We start from the raw sequence: 17,638 nt of genomic DNA, 5'->3' as shown, positions 1-17,638 counted from the left end.
GGGCCAATCCTTCCATGGAGCCGTGCGTCGCAGAGAGTGGTATCGAGGGTGGCATGTGCGATCCGACCCGGGTAGGATAAGAGGTATGAAGATCAGTGTCAGTCTGCCGGAAGAGGACGTCGCGTTCGTCGACGCGTACGGCAAGAAGACGGACGCCCAATCCCGATCAGCCGTGATACACGCGGCAGTCGAGTTGCTGCGCACTTCCGAGCTGGAGGCGGACTACGCCTCGGCGTGGGAGGAGTGGGACGAGAGCGACGACGCGCAGCTCTGGGACCGGACCTCGGGTGACGGGATCGTCGATGCGGCGCGGTGACATCTACCTGGTCGACCTGGAGCCTGTCCGGGGCAGTGAGGCCAACAAGATGCGTCCCGCGGTTCTGGTGTCCAGCGACGCCGCCAACCGGTCCGTGCAACGTGCGGGACGGGGCGTGCTCACGGTGGTGCCCGTCACCTCCAACGTCACCCGGGTCTACCCGTTCCAGGTGCTGCTGGCAGCCGACGACTGCGGGCTTCCGCGGGACTCCAAGGCCCAGTGCGAGCAGGTGCGCGCGGTGTCCGTCGAGCGGCTGGGGCGGCGGGTCGGCAGCGTACCGGCACAGGTGCTGGCGGGCCTGGACGCGGCCCTGCGCAGGCATCTGGCGCTCTGAGCGCGACGCCCCACCTCCACGTCCGATTCCCGCCGGAAACGGGCCGGATGCACGCCCACTCTGTACGCATGACGACGTACACACCCCTCCCCATCCCCGAAACCGCCCTCCAGGAACTGCGCGTCTCGGACGACTCCGGGCGGGCCATGGAACCGTTCGCCGCCGGGGGCGCGAGCGATCGCGTGGACAGTGTGGGCAGCCCGCTGCGCTGCTGCCTGCGGCCGATCGCGGAAGGTGAGCGGGTCGCGCTCGTCTCGTACGCGCCGCTGCGGCGGTGGGCCGAGGAGCGGCGGGCCCGGCCGGGGGCTTACGACGAGTGCGGACCGGTGTTCATCCATGCCGGGGAGTGCGGCGGGCCGGACGCCGGGCGGGCCGGGTATCCGTTCGCGCGGCCGGGGGCCCTGCGGACGCTGCGGCGCTACGACGCGGACGGGCACATCGTCGGCGGGCGGTTCTTCGAGATTCCGGAGGACGCGGACGCCGGGTTCGACGCGGCGTTCGCGGAGGCGTTCGCGGAGCCGGACGTGGTGCTGGTGCACGTGCGGGCGCTGGAGTACGGGTGTTTCCAGTTCGAGGTGCGGCGGCCGTAACCGTACGTACGGATACGCCCCGGGGCCCGTACGGAAGATCCGTACGGGCCCCGGGGCACCCGCGGAACCGCCTCAGCCGCGCAGCTCCGCCGCGACCAGCTCCGCGATCTGGACCGCGTTCAGGGCCGCGCCCTTGCGCAGGTTGTCGTTGGAGAGGAACAGCGACAGGCCGTGGTCGACCGTCTCGTCCTTGCGGATGCGGCCCACGTAGGACGCGTCCTGGCCCGCGGCCTGGAGCGGGGTGGGGATGTGCGAGAGGGCGACGCCGGGGGCACCGGCCAGCAGCTCGTTGGCGCGCTCCGGGGTGATCTCGCGCGCGAAGCGGGCGTTGACCTGGAGCGAGTGGCCGCTGAAGACCGGGACGCGCACGCAGGTGCCGGAGACCTTCAGCTCCGGGATCTCCAGGATCTTGCGGCTCTCGTTGCGGAGCTTCTGCTCCTCGTCGGTCTCGTTCAGACCGTCGTCGACGATGGAGCCGGCCATCGGGAGCACGTTGAAGGCGATCGGGCGGACGTACTTGTCCGGCTCGGGGAAGTCGATGGCCGAGCCGTCGTGGGTCAGCTTGGTCGCGTCCTGCTCGACGGCCTTGCGGACCTGCTCGTCCAGCTCGGCGACGCCGGCCAGCCCGCTGCCGGACACCGCCTGGTAGGTGGCGACGACCAGCGCGGTCAGCCCGGCCTCGGCGTGCAGCGGGCGCAGCACCGGCATGGCGGCCATGGTGGTGCAGTTCGGGTTGGCGATGATGCCCTTGCGGCGCTCGGAGATCGCCTGCGGGTTGACCTCGGAGACGATCAGCGGAACGTCGGGGTCCATGCGCCAGGCGGAGGAGTTGTCGATCACGACCGGGCCGGCGTCGGCGACCTTCGGGGCCAGCGCCTTGGAGGTCGCGCCGCCGGCCGAGAAGAGCACGATGTCCAGACCGGAGTAGTCCGCGGTGGCCGCGTCCTCGATCGTGATCTCGGTGTCCTGCCAGGGGAGCGTACGCCCGGCGGAGCGGGCCGAGGCGAACAGTCGCAGCTGCTCCACCGGGAAGTTCCGCTCGGCGAGAATGCCCCGCATCACGCCGCCGACCTGACCGGTGGCTCCGACGATTCCGATCCTCATGGCACTCCTTGTTCGGTACGTACAGCAGCGGAACGGGTGCCGTCGAGGGCACCCGCCCCGTTACTGTCCACTATCTCAGGCCGTCACGGCACGACCTTTTCGATGCGCACGCCGCCGCTGCCCGTGACCGTGCCGGAAGCGCTCAGCAGCTGGACCTCGCCGAAGAACTCGCGTCCGGCGGGGGCCGGGCCCGCGACCGAGACCTCGGCCGTGACCTGCGTCGATGCTCCGCTACCCAGCTTCACGGGTTTCGATTCGTCCGTCTTGAGGGAACCGAGTCCGGCGGAGTAATACACGTCACGGTAGTCGTAGGCGGTGCTGCCCGCGGGGACCGCGTAGCCGTCCACGACGACGGTGTACGTGCCGGGCGCCGGCTTGGCGATGCTGACCGCCTCGTCCGAGCCGCCGGTCGCCGAGGAGGCGACGACCTTGCCGCCGAGCAGGACGCTCAGGTCCAGGTCGGCCTTGGCGTCGGCGGGCGCGCCGATCGCGGCGTCCAGCCGGGACACCCCGGCGCCCACGACGATCTCGTACCGCTGCGACTCGCCTTCCTTGACCGTCGGGCGCTCCGTGCGGGACGAGCCCAGCTCGCCGCCCTTGAGGGTGCCCTCGAAGGCGGCGGAGGCGTTGGTGACCTTCCACGTCACCGGGGCCGGGCTGCCCACCTTGACCTCCGGCAGGACGCGGACGGCCGGGTCGAAGACGGCGCCGACCGTGGACGCGGTGACCGTGTACGGGTTGTCCAGCAGCGGCGAGGTGCGCCGCGACTCGACCTCGATCTCCCAGACGCCGGGCGCCGGGTTCTTGTAGGTGCGCCGCGTCGGGTCGCAGGTGTTGGCGGGGTTGGGGTAGTTCGGGTAGCAGTTCGGGGTGCCGGTCGGGTCGGCCGGGACGCCCTGCGGGGTGATCGCGATCCAGCGGGTCTGGCTGCCGGCCGCGAGCCCGCTCATCCAGACCTCCAGGGCCTTGGCGCCCTTGGGGACGGCGATGAAGTGGGAGGTGGTGGCGTTGCGCTGGACGGTGCCGGTCTTGACGACCGCGTGGGTGGGCGCGGCCAGCGGCTCGGCGGCCACGACGGTGGCGAGGATCTTGCGGTCGACGCCCTCGGTGCGCGGGTCGTCCAGGTCCAGGGTGACGCTGTGGATGCCGGCGGTGCGCGGCTTGGCGGTGATCTCGACGGTCACCGGCCGGTTCAGCGGCAGCCAGACCGCGCCGTCCTCGTCCGGCAGGTCGAAGGTGCCGTCGTTGTTGATCAGGTCCAGCTCGTGGCGGACGGGGCGGTCGGGGCCGGTGGTACGGGTGATCGTCACCTCGTACGTCCGGGACTGCCGTACCTTGAGGCCGCCCTCGCGGTCGTAGAGGCCGGTGCCGTAGCCGGGCGTCTTCAGGAAGTCGGACAGGGCCGTCTTCACCGGGGCGCGGACGGTGTACTCATGGGCGGCGGCGCCGTCGCGGATCGCGGACCAGGCGGCGCGGATGTCCATCAGGCCGGAGCCCTGCTCGTACGACTGGAAGCCTTTGATCTGCTTGGCGGTGGAGGTCAGCGCGGTGCGCAGCTTCGCCGGGGGCAGCGCGACGCGCTGCTGCTTCGCGGCCGACAGCAGCAGCGCCGAGGCGCCGGTGGCCTGCGGCGCGGCCATCGAGGTCCCCTGGAGCATGGCGTAGCCGGGCGGCAGCTCGTAGCCCGCCTCGGCGGTGGGGCCGCCGGGCTCCCAGGTGGGGATGGTGTTGATCGAGGCGCCGGGCGCGGTGATGACCGGCGCGAAGCCGCCGTCCTCACGCGGGCCGCGGGAGGAGAACGGGAGCATGGCGTACTTCCGCGTCACCGCCGAGCCGTAGTTCGCCGCCCAGGTCTCCTTGGAGATGGACGCGCCGACGTTGATGACCTTGTCGGCCAGGCCGGGGTCGCCGATGGTGTTGGCGCCGGGGCCGCTGTTGCCCGCCGAGATGATCAGCTGCACGCCGTAGGTGTCGATGAGCCGGGTGTACAGCTCGGCGCGGGCGTTGTTGCCGTCGTTGAGCGCGGGCAGGCCGCCGATCGACATGTTGACGATGTCGACGCCGCGCCGGGTGACGAGGTCGATCATGCCCTCGGTGAGCGCGATGTTGGTGCAGCCGCCGCTCCAGGTGCAGGCGCGCGAGGAGACCAGCTTGGCGCCGGGCGCCGCGCCGTTCATCTTCCCGCCGAACAGGCCGTTGGCGGCGGTGATGCCCGCGACGTGGCTGCCGTGCTCGGACTCCACGACGCCGATGTTGACGAAGTCGGCCTTCTTGCCCGCCCAGTCCCCGCCGAGCGGATCCGTCGGGACGTCCTTGCGGATCTCCACCGTGAAGGGGATGCGCTCGGCGATCGGGGTGTCCGGCTTGTCGGTGCCGAAGTAGCCGATGTCGAAGCCGTCCTTGTACGGCTTCATGGGCGCGTCGTCGGTGAAGTCGCCGTTGTCGTTGAGGTCCACCCGGACCGTGCCGGCGGCCGGGTCGTACAGCACGCCCCAGCGGTCGGTGGTGTCCCCGTCCCGGTTCAGGTCGCCCTTCATGTCGCCGCCGGTGGTGGCGGCCTCGGCGAAGGTGCTGATCCGGTACGCGCCTTCGGGCGCCTTCCAGGTCCGGCCGCCGTAGGTGAAGGACGGGCCGGAGACCGCGGTGGTCATCGGGCGCCAGGTCTGGTCGCCGTCGCTGATCGGGTCGGTCGCGGTCACCCAGTCGACGATCTTTCGCTCGCCGGTGGTGGTCTTCTGCAGCGCGGGGTGCGCCAGGTCCACGCCGGAGTCGAGGATGCCGATGGTCACGCCGCGGCCGTCGGCCTTCGGGTGGTCGCGCACGAAGTCCACCGCGCCGGTCTCGAAGGACGGCTGGTAGGGGTTCTTCGCGGGAGTCTGCCTGCTCGGTGCCGGATAACTTCCGGCCTGCGGTTTGCCCTTGGCCCCGCTGTCCGCGCCGGGCCGCGGGTCCGGCAGTTTGATCTCCTGCCGGAGGTCGATGGCGTGCACGGAGGACAGTTTCTGCATCTTCGCGATGGCCGCGTCGGCCTGGGCGGTGGGCACGGTGGCCCGGACGTAGCCGAGCTTGTCGTCCGTACGTCCTACGGAAGCGCCCTTGAGGGAGTCCAGTCCGGCGGCCGCCTGTTCGGTGGAGCCGGGCGCGGTGGCGAGCATCAGCGAGACGAACCGGGCGCCGCCGGACTTGGCGCGGGCGAGCAGTTCGGCGTCCTGCGAACCGAGCTTGTCGTGCGGGGCCTTGGGCTCGGCCGTGGTGCCGGCGGATATCCGGGGGTCCGCGTCGGTGCCGGCGGCGTGGGCGGTGCCCGCGGCGGCGAGGGCGGGCCCGGCCGCGGTCGCCACGGCGACGGCCGCGACGGCCGCGAGCCGGGCCGTGCGTCTGGCCCGGCCGGCGGCCGGACGGGGGGTGTCGGGGGTCATCGCACACCTCTTCAGGGTGAAGGGTCCGGAAATCGGACCTGTATGACCGCTCAATATGACGTAAGGAGACGGGGTTTGGGGAGGGATGTGATCACAAGATTGTGAACATTCGTCCGGGCTGTGCGGGCTGCCCGCCCGGCGCCTCCGTCATCCGGCGTCCGGCGCCCGGCCGGTCCGGTCCGCCGCCCGCCTACCCCGCGACATGAACCTCCGGTGACCTCGCCCCGCCCCTGGTCCGAGCGTCCGGTAACCATCGTCGACCGCTGTGATCCCTGTCCGGCGATCGGCGGCCGGCGTTGCCGCACGGTTCACCCGAGGTCCACGCCGGCTGCCAACGCTTCCTGGTGAGAAGGCAGTTGCGGGCTCACCGCACTGCCCTCGCCGCTGCCCGTCCGTACCAGGGAGCTCGTGCATGCCCCGTACACGGTCCGCCGCCCCCACCGTCCCCGGCCTCGATCGCCGGGCCCTCCTCACCGCCACCGGCGCCGTCGGCGCCACGGCCGCCCTCGCGCTGGTCCACGGGACCGGTGCCGCCCCGGCCGCCGCGCCGGGCATCTCCGTGCCACCCCTCGTCGCCCCGGAGCCGGTCGCCGCGCCGCCTGTTCCCCGGGTGCCGTACGCCGAGGGCACCACCCTCGCCTCGGTGGCCACCCCGCGCGGCGCCGCCGGATACCGCCGGCTCGCCGAAGGCCCCGGCTGGCGCCGCGTCGTACGCCGCGACCTCGCCGCCGCGCGCCCCGGCCGGGCCGACCGGCGCACCGTACTGGCCTCCTTCGTGCAGCTCACCGACCTGCACGTGGTCGATGTGCAGCACCCGCTGCGCTACGAGTACCTACGGGTGCGGTCCGCCGGCGCCTGGCGCCCGCAGGAGGCCCTGTCCGTCGCCGGCGCGGTCTCCCTCGTGGAGCGCGTCAACAGCCTGCCCGGCGGGCCCGCCACCGGGGCGCCGCTGTCCTTCGCGATGACCACCGGCGACAACACGGACAACAACTCCCGTATCGAACTCGACTGGTTCCTGACCGCGCTGAGCGGCGGCCGGATCACCCCCAACTCCGGCGACCCGCGGCACTACGAAGGCGTGCAGAACAGCGGTCACCCGCTCTACTGGCAGCCGGACAGCGCCCAACGCGACGCCGACAAACTGCGGGGCTTCCCCGGCATCCCCGGCTTCCTGGAAGCGGCCACCCGTACGGTCACCAGCCCCGGACTGCACCTGCCCTGGTACTCGACCGCCGGCAACCACGACTCGCTGCCCGCTGGCTGCTGCGCCCCCGACGACCCGTTCCTGGCGGAGGTGGCGACCGGCGGACGCAAGCTGGAACTGCTGCCGCCCGACGAGGCGATCCGCGCCTACCTGGCGGTGCGCCACGGTTCGGGCCCGGGCCGGCGGGAGTTCGCGCAGCTGCTGCGGGCGCACGGGAAGCGGGCACGCTCCGTCACCCCGGACGAGCGCCGGGCCCCCTTCACCCGCGCCGCGTACCTGCGCGCGCACCTCGACCCCCGGCACACCGGGCCCGGCCCGTACGGCCACGGCTACACGGCCGCCGACCTGGCCGCGGACCGGCTGTACTACACGTTCCGCATCGCGGAGGACGTGGTGGGCATCAGCCTGGACACCACCGACCCCGGCGGCCACCACACCGGATCCGTCGGTTCCGGTCAGTTGCGCTGGCTGGACCGTACGCTGCGGGCGCACGCGTACGAGCACGTCCTCGTCTTCAGCCACCACACCAGTACGTCCATGGACAACACCCTGCCCGACCCGTCCCGCCCGGCCGAACGGCGGCACGGCGGGCCCGAGCTGGCCGCCCTGCTCTCCCGGCACCGCAACGTACTGGCCTGGATCAACGGGCACAGCCACCGCAACCGGATCACCCCGCACGGCACCTTCTGGGAGGTCACCACCGCCTCGCACATCGACTTCCCGCAGCTGGCGCGGGTCGTGGAGGTGACGGACAACCGCGACGGCACGCTGTCCCTGTTCACCACGCTCGTGGAGTCGCACGCGCCGCACCGTACGGACTTCGGCGACCTCTCGCAGCGGGGCCTGGCGGCGCTCTACCGCGAACTGTCCTGCAACGCCCCCGGAGCACGCAGCGACCTCGCCGGCGACCCGGGCGACCGCAACACCGAGCTGCTGCTGCGGCGGCGCTGAACGGTGCGCCCGCACACAGCCGCGGCCGGCGTCAGCGCGGCAGCACCACCACGTACGGCCCCGGCTCATGGTCGTCCGCCGCCATCAGAGCCGTACGGACCACCGCCGCCTGCTCCTCCGCCGCGTCCCGCAGCTTGCGCGGAGTGATGTGGACGACGGTGATGCCCAGCCGCTCCAGGTGCTCACGCTTGCGGACGTACTGCGCCTGGAGAGCGTCGTCCTCCTGGCGTGGCACCCGGGCGTCGATCTCCACGGCCACGGCCTGCTCCGGCCAGTACGCGTCCACGCCGCCCAGGTGCGGACCGCCCGGCAGCCGCAGGTCCACGTTCCACAGCGGGTCCGGCAGCCCGTACTCCCGCACCAGCTCGTAGAGCCGGCCCTCGGCCAGCGCGCGGCCCTCGGCGAGCAGCGCGTGCACGGCGTCCACCACGTACGGCAGGTTCAGCAGCCGCGCCTGGCTGAACTCCCGTACAACCGCCGCCGCTTCGCAGTGGCCGCCGCGCACTGCTTCGGTCAGCAGCCGGCCCACCGTGCAGGCGTCCGAGAGGCCGCTGACGGCGTCCGCCAGCGCGCGGGGTACGGGAGCGACCGGCACTCCGGTGATCTGCTGCGGTCGCGGCATCACCCGCGCCCGGACGACCTGCGCGAACCCGGTGGTGCGCAGCCGCCGGGTGCGCGGTACCAGGACCTCGACGCGGTCCAGGGAGAGCAGCGGGGGAGCGGAGGAGAAACGGTGCAGGGCCAGCGCCGCCAGCCCGGTGATCATCGGCTCCGCGTCGGGCGCCGTACCGCCCTGGGCCGGGACGGAAGGAGGCCGGCTCGCCGCGTACAGCAGCACCGCGTGCAGGCGTTCCTCGCTGGTGGGCGGCCCGGGGTGGAGCAGGTGCACGCCCGGCAGCACCTGCTGCCAGGGGCCGCCGGGGCGGCACCGCTCGGCGGCCTCCGCCGCGCCGATGCCGTGCTCGCGCAGCTGCCGGGTGGTCAGGACGCGCGGCCCGGTGCCGGAGCGGGCGTGCAGCGGACGGGGGGAGAGCGGGGTGGGGGACTCCCCGCCGGAGGTTGGGGAAGTGTGGTTCATGCCCCGGCCATTCCCGCTGCCGTCCGGCCTCCTAACGCCTGTTACACGCCCGTCGACGAACCCGGACAACGCCGTCCTAAAGTACGGGCGTTCGACTGCCGAAAATCGCCGGTCCGGGCGGAGTTGGCGCCCGCGCACGCACTCGGACACCCGTCCGGGCCCCGCACGCAGGCGCCGTGGGTCAGCGGGCGGCCTGCCCGTCGCAGGCCTGCGCCCGCAGCGCCCGCGCCAGGTCGTCGCGCGACTCCGACACCAGCCGCCGCAGCGCGGGCGGCGCCTCCGGGTGCCCGGCCAGCCAGGCGTCCGCCGCGTCCACCGTCTCCTGCCGGTCCTGGTGCAGGGGGAACAGCCCCCGGACCACGGCCATGCCGATCTCGATCGACCGCTCCCGCCACACCCGCTCGACGGCGTCGAAGTAGCGGGGCGCGTAGGCGGCCGTCAGCTCCCGCTGCGACGCCTGCACGAAGCCCGAGATGGTCGCCTCGACCAGCGCGTTGGACAGCTCGTCGGACTCCACCACGTCCGCCCACGCCTGCGCCTTGACCTCGGCCGAGGGCCGGGCGGCCAGGCACCGTACGTGGTGGCGGCGGCCGGAGGCGGTGTCGTCGCGCCGCAGTTCGGTGTCCAGGGCGGCCCGGTCGGCGGCGCCGTGCGCGGCCAGCGGCTCCAGGAACGTCCAGCGCAGCTCCTGGTCCACCGCCAGGCCGTCGATCTTGGCCGTGCCGTCCAGCAGGCCCTGGAGGAGCTGGAGGTCGGCGGCCGTGATGGCCACCGAGGCGAAGAACCGCGCCCAGGACAGCTGGTGCCCGCTGCCCGGCTCGGCCAGCCGCAGTTCGTGCAGCGCGCCCTGCGCCAGCTCCTGCGCGGCCGGGTCGCGGTGGTCGGGCGCCGTGTAGTGGGTGAGCGCGTAACGAGCCTGGGCGTGCAGCGACTGGAGCACACCGATGTCCGACTCGCGGCCCGCGAAGCGCAGGACGAGATCGAGGTAGTCGCGCGCGGGCATCAGCCCGTCGCGGGTCAGGCCCCACACCGCGGCCCAGCACAGCGCGCGCGAGAGCGGCTCGGTGAGCTCGCCGAGGTGGCCGCGCAGCGTGGCCAGCGACCGCTCGTCGAAGCGGACCTTGCAGTACGTGAGGTCGTCGTCGTTGACCAGGATCAGCTCCGGGCGCTCGGCGCCGGTCAGCTCGGTGACGACCGTACGCGGGCCGGCGATGTCCAGCTCGGCGCGGGCGTAGCGGACCAGCGCGCCGTCCGCGTTCTCCCGCCGGTACAGGCCTACGGCCACCCGGTGCGGGCGCAGTTCGGGGCGCTCGGGGACGGCTTCCTGGAGGATGCTCAGTTCGGTGACGCGGCCTTCGGCGTCGTAGGTGGCCTGCGGGGTGAGCGCGTTGACGCCGGCCGTCTCCAGCCAGGCGCGCGACCAGGCGGCCAGGTCGCGTCCCGAGGTCTCCTCCAGGACGGACAGCAGGTCGGCCAGGCGGGTGTTGCCGTACGCGTGCCGCTTGAAGTAGCGCCGCGCGCCCTCCAGGAACGCGTCCCGGCCCACGTACGCGACGAGCTGCTTGAGGACGGCCGCGCCCTTGGCGTACGTGATGCCGTCGAAGTTGAGCTTGGCGTCCTCCAGGTCGCGGATGTCGGCCGTGACCGGGTGGGTGGAGGGCAGCTGGTCGGCGCGGTACGCCCAGGCCTTGCGGCCGTTGGCGAAGGTGATCCAGCCGTTGGTGAAGCGGGTCGCCTCGACCAGCGACAGCGCGCCCATGAAGTCCGCGAACGACTCCTTGAGCCACAGGTCGTCCCACCACTGCATGGTGACCAGGTCGCCGAACCACATGTGCGCCATCTCGTGCAGGATCACGTTGGCGCGGCGCTCGTAGGACGCGTCGGTCACCTTGCCGCGGAAGACGAACTCCTCACGGAAGGTCACGCAGCCCGGGTTCTCCATCGCGCCGATGTTGTACTCGGGCACGAACGCCTGGTCGTACTTGCCGAAGGGGTACGGGAAGTCGAAGTGCTCGTGGAAGAAGTCCAGGCCCTGCTTGGTGACGGTGAAGATGTCCGCGGGGTCGAAGTGCCGTGACAGCCCCTTGCGGCACAGCGCGCCGAGCGGAATCTCCAGTTCCGTGCCGTCGTCGAGGGTGCGCCGGTAGGTGTCCGAGACGTAGTGGTACGGGCCGGCGACGACGGCCGTGATGTACGTCGAGATCGGCTGCGTCTCGGCGAACCGGTACGTGCCCGCCTCGGGCTCGCCCACCTGGGCGCCGTTGCTGAGCACCACCCAGCCGTCGGGCGCGGTCACCTCGAAGCGGAAGGGGGCCTTCAGGTCGGGCTGTTCGAAGGCGGCGAAGACCCGGCGGGCGTCGGCCGGCTCGTACTGCGTGTAGAGGTAGACCTCACCGTCCTCCGGGTCCACGAAGCGGTGCAGACCCTCACCGGTCCGGCTGTACGCGCACTGCGCGTCGACCACCAGGGTGTTCTCCGCCGCCAGGCCCGCCAGGGCGACCCGGGTTCCGTCGAAGACCTCCGCCGGATCCAGCTCCCGCCCGTTGAGGGTGACGGCGGTGACGGCGGGCGCCACGAGGTCGGCGAAGGTGGCGGCGCCGGGTGCGGCACACCGGAAGCGCACGGTGGTGCGCGAACGGAAGGTGCGCGCGGCCTCGCCCTCACCGACCGCGGAGCGCAGGTCCAGCGCCACGTCGTACCCGTCGACGCTCAGCAGTCCGGCCCGTTCCCGGGCTTCGTCTCGGGTCAGATTCTCACCGGGCACGACGTGACTCCCTCGTCCTCGTCTCGTATGTCGAACACGGGGAATCATGGCACGCCGCGTCCCGGTTGAAGCCGGTGGCCGATCCGCCGACCGGCCGTCCGTCCGTACGCCCGAGGAGCAACCGTGTCCCAGACCGCTGCCGCCACCGGCCGCACCCCGGCCGACTTCTGGTTCGACCCGTCCTGCCCGTGGGCGTGGCTGACCTCCCGCTGGATGCTGGAGGTGGAGAAGGTGCGCCCGGTGGAGGTGCGCTGGCACGTGATGAGCCTGGGAGTGCTGAACGAGGACAAGCTCGACCAGCTGCCCGAGGAGTACCGCGAGCGCAACCGCCCCGGCGGCCCGGTGTGGGGCCCGGTCCGGGTGTGCGTCGCCGCCGAGCAGCAGTACGGCTCCGAGGTGCTGGCCCGCCTCTACACCGCGCTCGGCACCCGCTTCCACCACCAAGGCCTGCCGCGTACGAAGGAGACGGTCGTGGCCGCGCTGGAGGAGGCCGGGCTGCCCGCCGGTCTGGCCGACGCGGCGGACACCGACGCGTACGACCAGGAGCTGCGCGCCTCCCACAAGGCCGGCATCGACCTGGTGGGCCAGGAGGTCGGCACCCCGGTCATCGCCGTCCCCGGCTCCGACGGCGAGCAGATCGCCTTCTTCGGCCCCGTCGTCACCCCGGCCCCCAAGGGCGACCAGGCCGCCCAGCTGTGGGACGGCACCCTGATGGTCGCGTCCATCCCGGGCTTCTACGAGATCAAGCGGACGCGGACGCGGGGGCCGGTCTTCGACTGAGCGGCCGGGTCAGGGAACCGGCCGGGCGCCCGCCGGACGCAGAAGGGCCCCCGTGGGTCACGTCCCCACGGGGGCCCTTCCGCTATCCGCCTGCCGGGTGAAGGCTGAGAAGACGATCACGAGGCAGGACGCTCAGGAGGTCCTGGATCAGGGGGCGATCAGCAGGACGTTGGAGCGCTCCTTGGCGGCCGCGTAGCGCTTGGCCACGTCCTGCCAGTTGACGACGCGCCACATCGCCTCGATGAAGTCCACCTTCTGGTTCTTGTACTGGAGGTAGAAGGCGTGCTCCCAGGCGTCGAAGACCAGGATCGGGACCGAGCCCTGGCCGACGTTGCCCTGGTGGTCGTAGATCTGCTCGACGATCAGGCGGCCGGTGATCGGCTCGTAGGCCAGGACGCCCCAGCCGGAGCCCTGGGTGGTGGCGGCGGCCTTGGTCAGCTGGGCCTTGAACTTGGCGAAGGAGCCGAAGTTCTCCGCGATGGCGTCCGCCAGCTCGCCCACGCCGTCCTTGTCCAGCGGCTCGCCGCCACCGTCGCCGGTCATGTTGTGCCAGTAGATGCTGTGCAGGATGTGGCCGGAGAGGTGGAACGCGAGGTTCTTCTCCAGGCCGTTGATCGAGCCCCACTGGTCCTTGTCGCGCGCCTCGGCGAGCTGCTCCAGGGTGTCGTTGGCGCCCTTGACGTATGCGGCGTGGTGCTTGTCGTGGTGCAGCTCGATGATCTCGGGGCTGATGACGGGTTCGAGCGCCGCGTAGTCGTACGGAAGTTCCGGAAGATTGTAGGTGGCCATGTCGAGCCCTCCAGCTGCTTACGACCTTTAATTGCAATCGACTTGCAACTGCACGCTACCAGCATGAGTGATCACCGAGCGGCCGAGGGGCGGAGTCTGGGCCGAAAGAAGGAGGCGGTGCCCGACCCCGGTCCGAGGTCCGGCACCGCCTCCGAAAAGAGCGGCGCATTCTGGTGAGGTAAGCCTTACCGCACTTCCGCTTTCGGTGAGGTAGGCCTTACTTGCGCTTAGCCGATGTCCTTTTGCCGCGCCATTCGCTGCTTGGCGAGACCGACGGCGACGAGCACCAGCCCGAATCCGCCCGTGAAGTACAGCTGGATGCGCTGGTTCTCGTCCCGCAGCATCAGCAGCAGCACCGCCACCACACCGGCCAGCGCCACCCACGTCAGGACCGGGAAGAGCCACATCCGCACGACCAGCCGCTCCGGCGCCTCGCGCTCCAGCCGGCGGCGCATCCGCAGCTGGGCGACGGCGATGAAGCCCCACACGACGAGGATCGCCGCGCCCACCATGTTCAGCAGCCACTGGAAGACGGTCTCCGGCCACCAGTAGCTGAACAGCACCGCGAGGAACCCGAAGGCGGAGCACAGGATGACCGCGCGGCGCGGCACACCGCCGCTGACGGTGCGCAGGAAGCGCGGGCCCTGGCCGCGGGCGGACAGCGAGTGCGCCATCCGGGAGGAGCCGTAGATGTTGGCGTTCATCGCGGACAGCAGCGCGATCAGGATGACGACGTTCATGATCTGGCCGGCCGCGGGGATGTGCAGGTAGTCCAGGACCGCGACGTAGGGGCCGTTCTTGGCGATGTCCGCGTTGTTCCAGGGGATGACGGTGACGATGACCGCCATCGAGCCGACGTAGAACAGGGCGATCCGCCACATCGCGGTGCGCACCGCGCGGGCCACGCCGCGGACCGGGTCCTTGGACTCGGCGGCGGCGATCGTCACCGTCTCCAGCCCGCCGTAGGCGAAGACCGACGCCAGCAGGCCGATCACCAGGCCGTCCGAGCCGTTGGGCAGGAAGCCGCCGTCACCGCTCAGGTGGGCCACGCCGGGGGCGGAGGTGCCGGGCAGCACGCCGAAGATGGCGAGCAGGCCCAGCACGAGGAAGATGCCGATCGCGGTGATCTTCAGGGCCGCGAACCAGAACTCGAACTCACCGAAGTTGCTGACCGCCGCCAGGTTGGCGCCGCAGAAGACCACCATGAACAGCAGCACCCACATCCAGGGCTGCGTGTCCGGGAACCAGCCGGTCATGATCCCGGCGGCGCCGATCGCCTCGGCCGCCACCGCCACGCACAGCTGCGCGGTGAACATCCAGCCGGTGGTGAAGCCCGCCCACGGGCCGATCGAGCGTCCGGCGTGCACGGAGAAGGAGCCGGAGGCGGGGCTGGCCGCCGCCATCTCGCCGAGCATCCGCATCACCAGCATGACCAGGCAGCCGGAGACGGCGTAGGCGAGCACGATCGAGGGGCCGGCCGCCGCGATGCCTTCCTTGGAGCCGACGAAGAGCCCGGCGCCGATCACGCCGCCGAGGGCGATCATCGACAGATGGCGCTGCTTGAGGCCGTTGGACAGCGGGGAGCCGGCCTCCGGGCCGGCCGCGGCACCGGAGCCGTCCGCGCCAGGTCCGGCGCCCGGGACCTGACCGGTCCGCTCGCGCTCGGGCGTGGTGGACGAAGGTGTCCGATTCATGGTCGTACCTGTCCCATTAAGTGAGAGCGGAGCGAGACGATCGACGGAAAACGCGCTCAGTTTGAGTGTCTGTGTCCGCTGAGGGCAACAGTCGTGCAGCAGTTGTTCGGTATTCAGACGTGATCGTGACCGGCCGTATCCACACCGTTGTGAGACGTGACCCAACGTGTTCCCGGAGCGGAAGTGGGGCGGCCGATTCCGGCCTGCCCCACGCCCGTGGCGCCGTGCCGCGCGCCCGTCAGCGGCCGGAACGCCGCATCCGCAGCTCCCGCAGGCCCGCGACCACCAGCACCGCGGCGGTCGCCGCGGCCGACCACAGCAACTGCGGCCGCGCCCCGTCGTCGGTGAGCATCAGCACCAGCACCGCCACCATGGCCGCCAGCGCCGTCCAGGTCAGATACGGGAACGCCCACATGCGCAGGGTCAGCTTCTCCGGCGCCGTGCGCTCGATCTGCCGCCGCAGCCGCAGCTGCGAGACCGCGATCAGGCCCCAGACGAACAGCAGCACCGCGCCGACCGCGTTCAGCATGTAGAGGAAGACCGTGTCCGGCCACAGCAGATTCAGCAGTACGGAGACGAAGCCGAAGGCCACCGAGGACAGCACCGCCCGGCGCGGCACCCCGCCCGCCGTCACCTTCAGCAGCGAACGCGGCGCCTCGCCCCGCTCGGCCAGCGAGAAGACCATCCGCGAGGAGCCGTACAGGTTCGCGTTGAGCGCGGACAGCAGCGCCACGAAGACCACCACGTTCATGATCTGGCCCGCACCCGGCACGCCGATGCTGTCCAGCACCGCGACGTACGGGCTCTTGCCCGGCTGCATCGACGACCAGGGCAGCAGGGTCACCACGACCAGCATCGAGCCCACGTAGAAGAAGAGGATGCGCCACACCGCGCTGCGCACCGCGCGCGCCACGTTGCGCGCCGGGTCGTCGGACTCGGCCGCCGCGATGGTGACGACCTCCAGACCGCCGAAGGCGAACGCGACGGCGAGGACACCGGAGATCACGCCCTGCCAGCCGTTGGGCAGGAAGCCGCCCTGCCCGGTCAGGTTGGCCAGCCCGACCGCGTCGGTGTCCGGTAGCACCCCGAAGATCGCGAGCAGGCTGAGCACCAGGAACAGCACGATCGCGGCGACCTTCAGCGTCGCGAACCAGAACTCGAACTCGCCGAAGCTCTTGACCGCGGTGAGGTTGGCGGCCGTGAACACCAGCATGAAGATCAGCACCCAGCCCCACTGCGGGACCGCGGGCACCCACCCGTTGGCGATCTGCGCCGCGCCGGTGGCCTCCACCGCCAGCACCACCACCAGCAGGAACCAGTACAGCCAGCCCACGCTGAAGCCCGCCCAGCGGCCCAGCGCGCGCTCCGCGTGCACCGAGAACGCGCCGGACGCGGGCATCGCCGAGGACATCTCGCCCAGCATCCGCATGATCAGCATGGCCAGCGCGCCCGCGATCAGATACGAGAGCACGATGCCGGGGCCGGCCACCGCGATACCGGCGCCGGAGCCCACGAACAGGCCCGCGCCGATCACCCCACCTAGCCCGAGCATGGTCAGGTGGCGTTGCTTGAGCCCGGCGGACAGCGGTTCGCGCTCGCCGGCGCCATCGCCCGGAGGTGGCGTTCCGGTGGCGGTGGATGCGTCGTGCATGGACTTGTACTCTCGCAAGGGTCTTTGGGGGAACCCGACAGGGTTCCGCGTTGGGCCCCAGTTTCCCCGCCCGCCGCGCGCTACCACAAAATGCGCACCCGTCCGGGGAACATGCCGTGATGAGCATCACGTGACCTGCGAAGACCGCTGACGAGCCGGTACGGCCCCGGGGCAGCGGCGTTGTACGGAAGTCTCCAAGGACACCATTGCGCCTTTGTCGCCGCCACACGATGATCGGCTCAGGGGCGCTGGACTAACGTCATCGCGTCCCCCTGTCCCCGCTCCACCTCACACCCCGCGGAGTTCCGATGAGCACTGCTGACGCAACCACCAGGCCCGGTGCGGTCCTCGCCGATCTGCTGCCCGCGGCGGACGCCACCCGCGCCCGCGTCCGCGACGCCGCACTGGTCGTCGGCGGCGCCGCGCTCACCGGCATCGCCGCGCAGATCGCCCTTCCGGTCCCCGGCTCCCCGGTCCCGGTCACCGGCCAGACCTTCGCCGCCCTGCTCGTGGGTGCCTCGCTCGGCGCGGGCCGCGGCTTCGCTTCGCTCGCGCTGTACGCGCTGCTCGGCATGGCGGGCTTGCCCTGGTTCGCGAACGGTGCCTCCGGCGCGGGCGGCGCGACCTTCGGTTACGTCCTCGGCATGCTCCTCGCCTCGACCGCGGTGGGCGCGCTGGCCCGCCGCGGCGGCGACCGCGGCGCGCTGCGCACGGCCGGCACGATGGCCGTCGGCACGGCCCTGATCTACGCGGTCGGTGTGCCCTTCCTCGCGCTGAGCACCGGCATGTCGCTCGGCCAGGCGGTCGCGGCCGGCCTGGTCCCCTTCCTGGTCGGCGACGCCCTCAAGGCCGCGCTGGCGATGGGCGCGCTGCCCACCGCGTGGAAGCTGCTCGGCCGCCGCGGCTGACACCGCGCGCGCCGTCCCCCCGTACGGAACCGGACCGGGCCCCGTACCACCACCCC

At 71.9% G+C, this 17,638-nt stretch carries 13 protein-coding genes; 6 read left to right on the top strand and 7 right to left on the bottom strand.

Going from position 1 to position 17,638, the window contains the following annotated elements:
• The first annotated feature begins 85 nt into the window (after nucleotides 1-85).
• The 3 genes from AB0L45_RS01815 to AB0L45_RS01805 all read left to right on the top strand — a co-directional run bounded on the left by AB0L45_RS01815 (nucleotide 86) and on the right by AB0L45_RS01805 (nucleotide 1,240).
• The gene (locus AB0L45_RS01815; RefSeq protein ID WP_365835016.1) at nucleotides 86-316 is read left to right on the top strand and encodes a ribbon-helix-helix domain-containing protein; all 231 of its coding nucleotides are present in this window, start codon (nucleotides 86-88) and stop codon (nucleotides 314-316) included.
• Nucleotides 303-650 (top strand): type II toxin-antitoxin system PemK/MazF family toxin, encoded by a 348-nt coding sequence (locus tag AB0L45_RS01810; RefSeq protein ID WP_365835014.1) that lies wholly within the window; start codon nucleotides 303-305, stop codon nucleotides 648-650. Before AB0L45_RS01815 ends, AB0L45_RS01810 begins: the two co-directional genes overlap by 14 nt.
• A 68-nt stretch (nucleotides 651-718) precedes the next feature.
• Entirely contained in the window at nucleotides 719-1,240 is a 522-nt protein-coding gene (locus AB0L45_RS01805; protein WP_365835012.1) for a DUF1203 domain-containing protein, read from the top strand.
• A gap of 72 nt (nucleotides 1,241-1,312) precedes the next feature.
• On the opposite strand, the gene AB0L45_RS01800 is transcribed toward AB0L45_RS01805, so the two are convergent.
• Nucleotides 1,313-2,344 carry an aspartate-semialdehyde dehydrogenase gene (locus AB0L45_RS01800; RefSeq protein ID WP_365835010.1) on the bottom strand — a complete coding sequence of 344 codons (1,032 nt, stop codon included), beginning with the start codon at nucleotides 2,342-2,344 and terminating at the stop codon, nucleotides 1,313-1,315.
• Between the two features lie 83 nt (nucleotides 2,345-2,427).
• Nucleotides 2,428-5,763, bottom strand: a complete 3,336-nt coding sequence (locus AB0L45_RS01795; RefSeq protein WP_365835008.1) for a S8 family serine peptidase — start codon at nucleotides 5,761-5,763, stop codon at nucleotides 2,428-2,430.
• A 412-nt stretch (nucleotides 5,764-6,175) separates the two neighbouring features.
• Here AB0L45_RS01795 and AB0L45_RS01790 point away from each other — a divergent pair, with 412 nt between their 5' ends.
• Nucleotides 6,176-7,918: a TIGR03767 family metallophosphoesterase gene (locus tag AB0L45_RS01790; protein ID WP_365835006.1), complete on the top strand. Its 1,743-nt coding sequence runs from the start codon at nucleotides 6,176-6,178 to the stop codon at nucleotides 7,916-7,918.
• Nucleotides 7,919-7,949: 31 nt separating this feature from the next.
• On the opposite strand, the gene AB0L45_RS01785 is transcribed toward AB0L45_RS01790, so the two are convergent.
• Together AB0L45_RS01785 and pepN are read right to left on the bottom strand one after the other, a co-directional pair.
• Nucleotides 7,950-8,996, bottom strand: coding sequence for a hypothetical protein (locus tag AB0L45_RS01785; RefSeq protein ID WP_365835004.1), 1,047 nt, complete (start codon nucleotides 8,994-8,996; stop codon nucleotides 7,950-7,952).
• A gap of 181 nt (nucleotides 8,997-9,177) precedes the next feature.
• Nucleotides 9,178-11,760: an aminopeptidase N gene (gene pepN, locus AB0L45_RS01780; RefSeq protein WP_365835002.1), complete on the bottom strand. Its 2,583-nt coding sequence runs from the start codon at nucleotides 11,758-11,760 to the stop codon at nucleotides 9,178-9,180.
• A 123-nt stretch (nucleotides 11,761-11,883) separates the two neighbouring features.
• Between pepN and AB0L45_RS01775 the strand changes: the two genes are divergently transcribed.
• The gene (locus tag AB0L45_RS01775; RefSeq protein ID WP_365835000.1) at nucleotides 11,884-12,540 is read left to right on the top strand and encodes a DsbA family protein; all 657 of its coding nucleotides are present in this window, start codon (nucleotides 11,884-11,886) and stop codon (nucleotides 12,538-12,540) included.
• A 147-nt stretch (nucleotides 12,541-12,687) separates the two neighbouring features.
• On the opposite strand, the gene AB0L45_RS01770 is transcribed toward AB0L45_RS01775, so the two are convergent.
• The 3 genes from AB0L45_RS01770 to AB0L45_RS01760 all read right to left on the bottom strand — a co-directional run bounded on the left by AB0L45_RS01770 (nucleotide 12,688) and on the right by AB0L45_RS01760 (nucleotide 16,674).
• On the bottom strand, nucleotides 12,688-13,329 hold the full coding sequence (locus tag AB0L45_RS01770; RefSeq protein ID WP_031001846.1) for a superoxide dismutase: 642 nt from the start codon (nucleotides 13,327-13,329) through the stop codon (nucleotides 12,688-12,690).
• A gap of 227 nt (nucleotides 13,330-13,556) precedes the next feature.
• The gene (locus AB0L45_RS01765) at nucleotides 13,557-15,023 is read right to left on the bottom strand and encodes an amino acid permease (RefSeq protein ID WP_365834999.1); all 1,467 of its coding nucleotides are present in this window, start codon (nucleotides 15,021-15,023) and stop codon (nucleotides 13,557-13,559) included.
• Between the two features lie 238 nt (nucleotides 15,024-15,261).
• Nucleotides 15,262-16,674 carry an amino acid permease gene (locus AB0L45_RS01760; protein ID WP_365834996.1) on the bottom strand — a complete coding sequence of 471 codons (1,413 nt, stop codon included), beginning with the start codon at nucleotides 16,672-16,674 and terminating at the stop codon, nucleotides 15,262-15,264.
• Between the two features lie 308 nt (nucleotides 16,675-16,982).
• Here AB0L45_RS01760 and AB0L45_RS01755 point away from each other — a divergent pair, with 308 nt between their 5' ends.
• The gene (locus AB0L45_RS01755; RefSeq protein WP_365834994.1) at nucleotides 16,983-17,582 is read left to right on the top strand and encodes a biotin transporter BioY; all 600 of its coding nucleotides are present in this window, start codon (nucleotides 16,983-16,985) and stop codon (nucleotides 17,580-17,582) included.
• Nucleotides 17,583-17,638: the final 56 nt, after the last annotated feature.

This window comes from Streptomyces sp. NPDC052496 (genome assembly GCF_040679095.1).
Lineage (GTDB): Bacteria > Actinomycetota > Actinomycetes > Streptomycetales > Streptomycetaceae > Streptomyces.
Note: the sequence above shows the minus strand (reverse complement) of the source record. Positions and strands in the feature narration are given on the sequence as shown.

Excerpts from the sequence above, each read along its gene's own strand:
- AB0L45_RS01815 (WP_365835016.1), top strand. The coding sequence starts at position 86 with ATGAAGATCAGTGTCAGTCTGCCGGAAGAGGACGTCGCGTTCGTCGAC.
- AB0L45_RS01810 (WP_365835014.1), top strand. The coding sequence starts at position 303 with ATGCGGCGCGGTGACATCTACCTGGTCGACCTGGAGCCTGTCCGGGGC.
- AB0L45_RS01805 (WP_365835012.1), top strand. The coding sequence starts at position 719 with ATGACGACGTACACACCCCTCCCCATCCCCGAAACCGCCCTCCAGGAA.
- AB0L45_RS01800 (WP_365835010.1), bottom strand. The coding sequence starts at position 2,344 with ATGAGGATCGGAATCGTCGGAGCCACCGGTCAGGTCGGCGGCGTGATG.
- AB0L45_RS01795 (WP_365835008.1), bottom strand. The coding sequence starts at position 5,763 with ATGACCCCCGACACCCCCCGTCCGGCCGCCGGCCGGGCCAGACGCACG.
- AB0L45_RS01790 (WP_365835006.1), top strand. The coding sequence starts at position 6,176 with ATGCCCCGTACACGGTCCGCCGCCCCCACCGTCCCCGGCCTCGATCGC.
- AB0L45_RS01785 (WP_365835004.1), bottom strand. The coding sequence starts at position 8,996 with ATGAACCACACTTCCCCAACCTCCGGCGGGGAGTCCCCCACCCCGCTC.
- AB0L45_RS01770 (WP_031001846.1), bottom strand. The coding sequence starts at position 13,329 with ATGGCCACCTACAATCTTCCGGAACTTCCGTACGACTACGCGGCGCTC.
- AB0L45_RS01765 (WP_365834999.1), bottom strand. The coding sequence starts at position 15,023 with ATGAATCGGACACCTTCGTCCACCACGCCCGAGCGCGAGCGGACCGGT.
- AB0L45_RS01760 (WP_365834996.1), bottom strand. The coding sequence starts at position 16,674 with ATGCACGACGCATCCACCGCCACCGGAACGCCACCTCCGGGCGATGGC.
- AB0L45_RS01755 (WP_365834994.1), top strand. The coding sequence starts at position 16,983 with ATGAGCACTGCTGACGCAACCACCAGGCCCGGTGCGGTCCTCGCCGAT.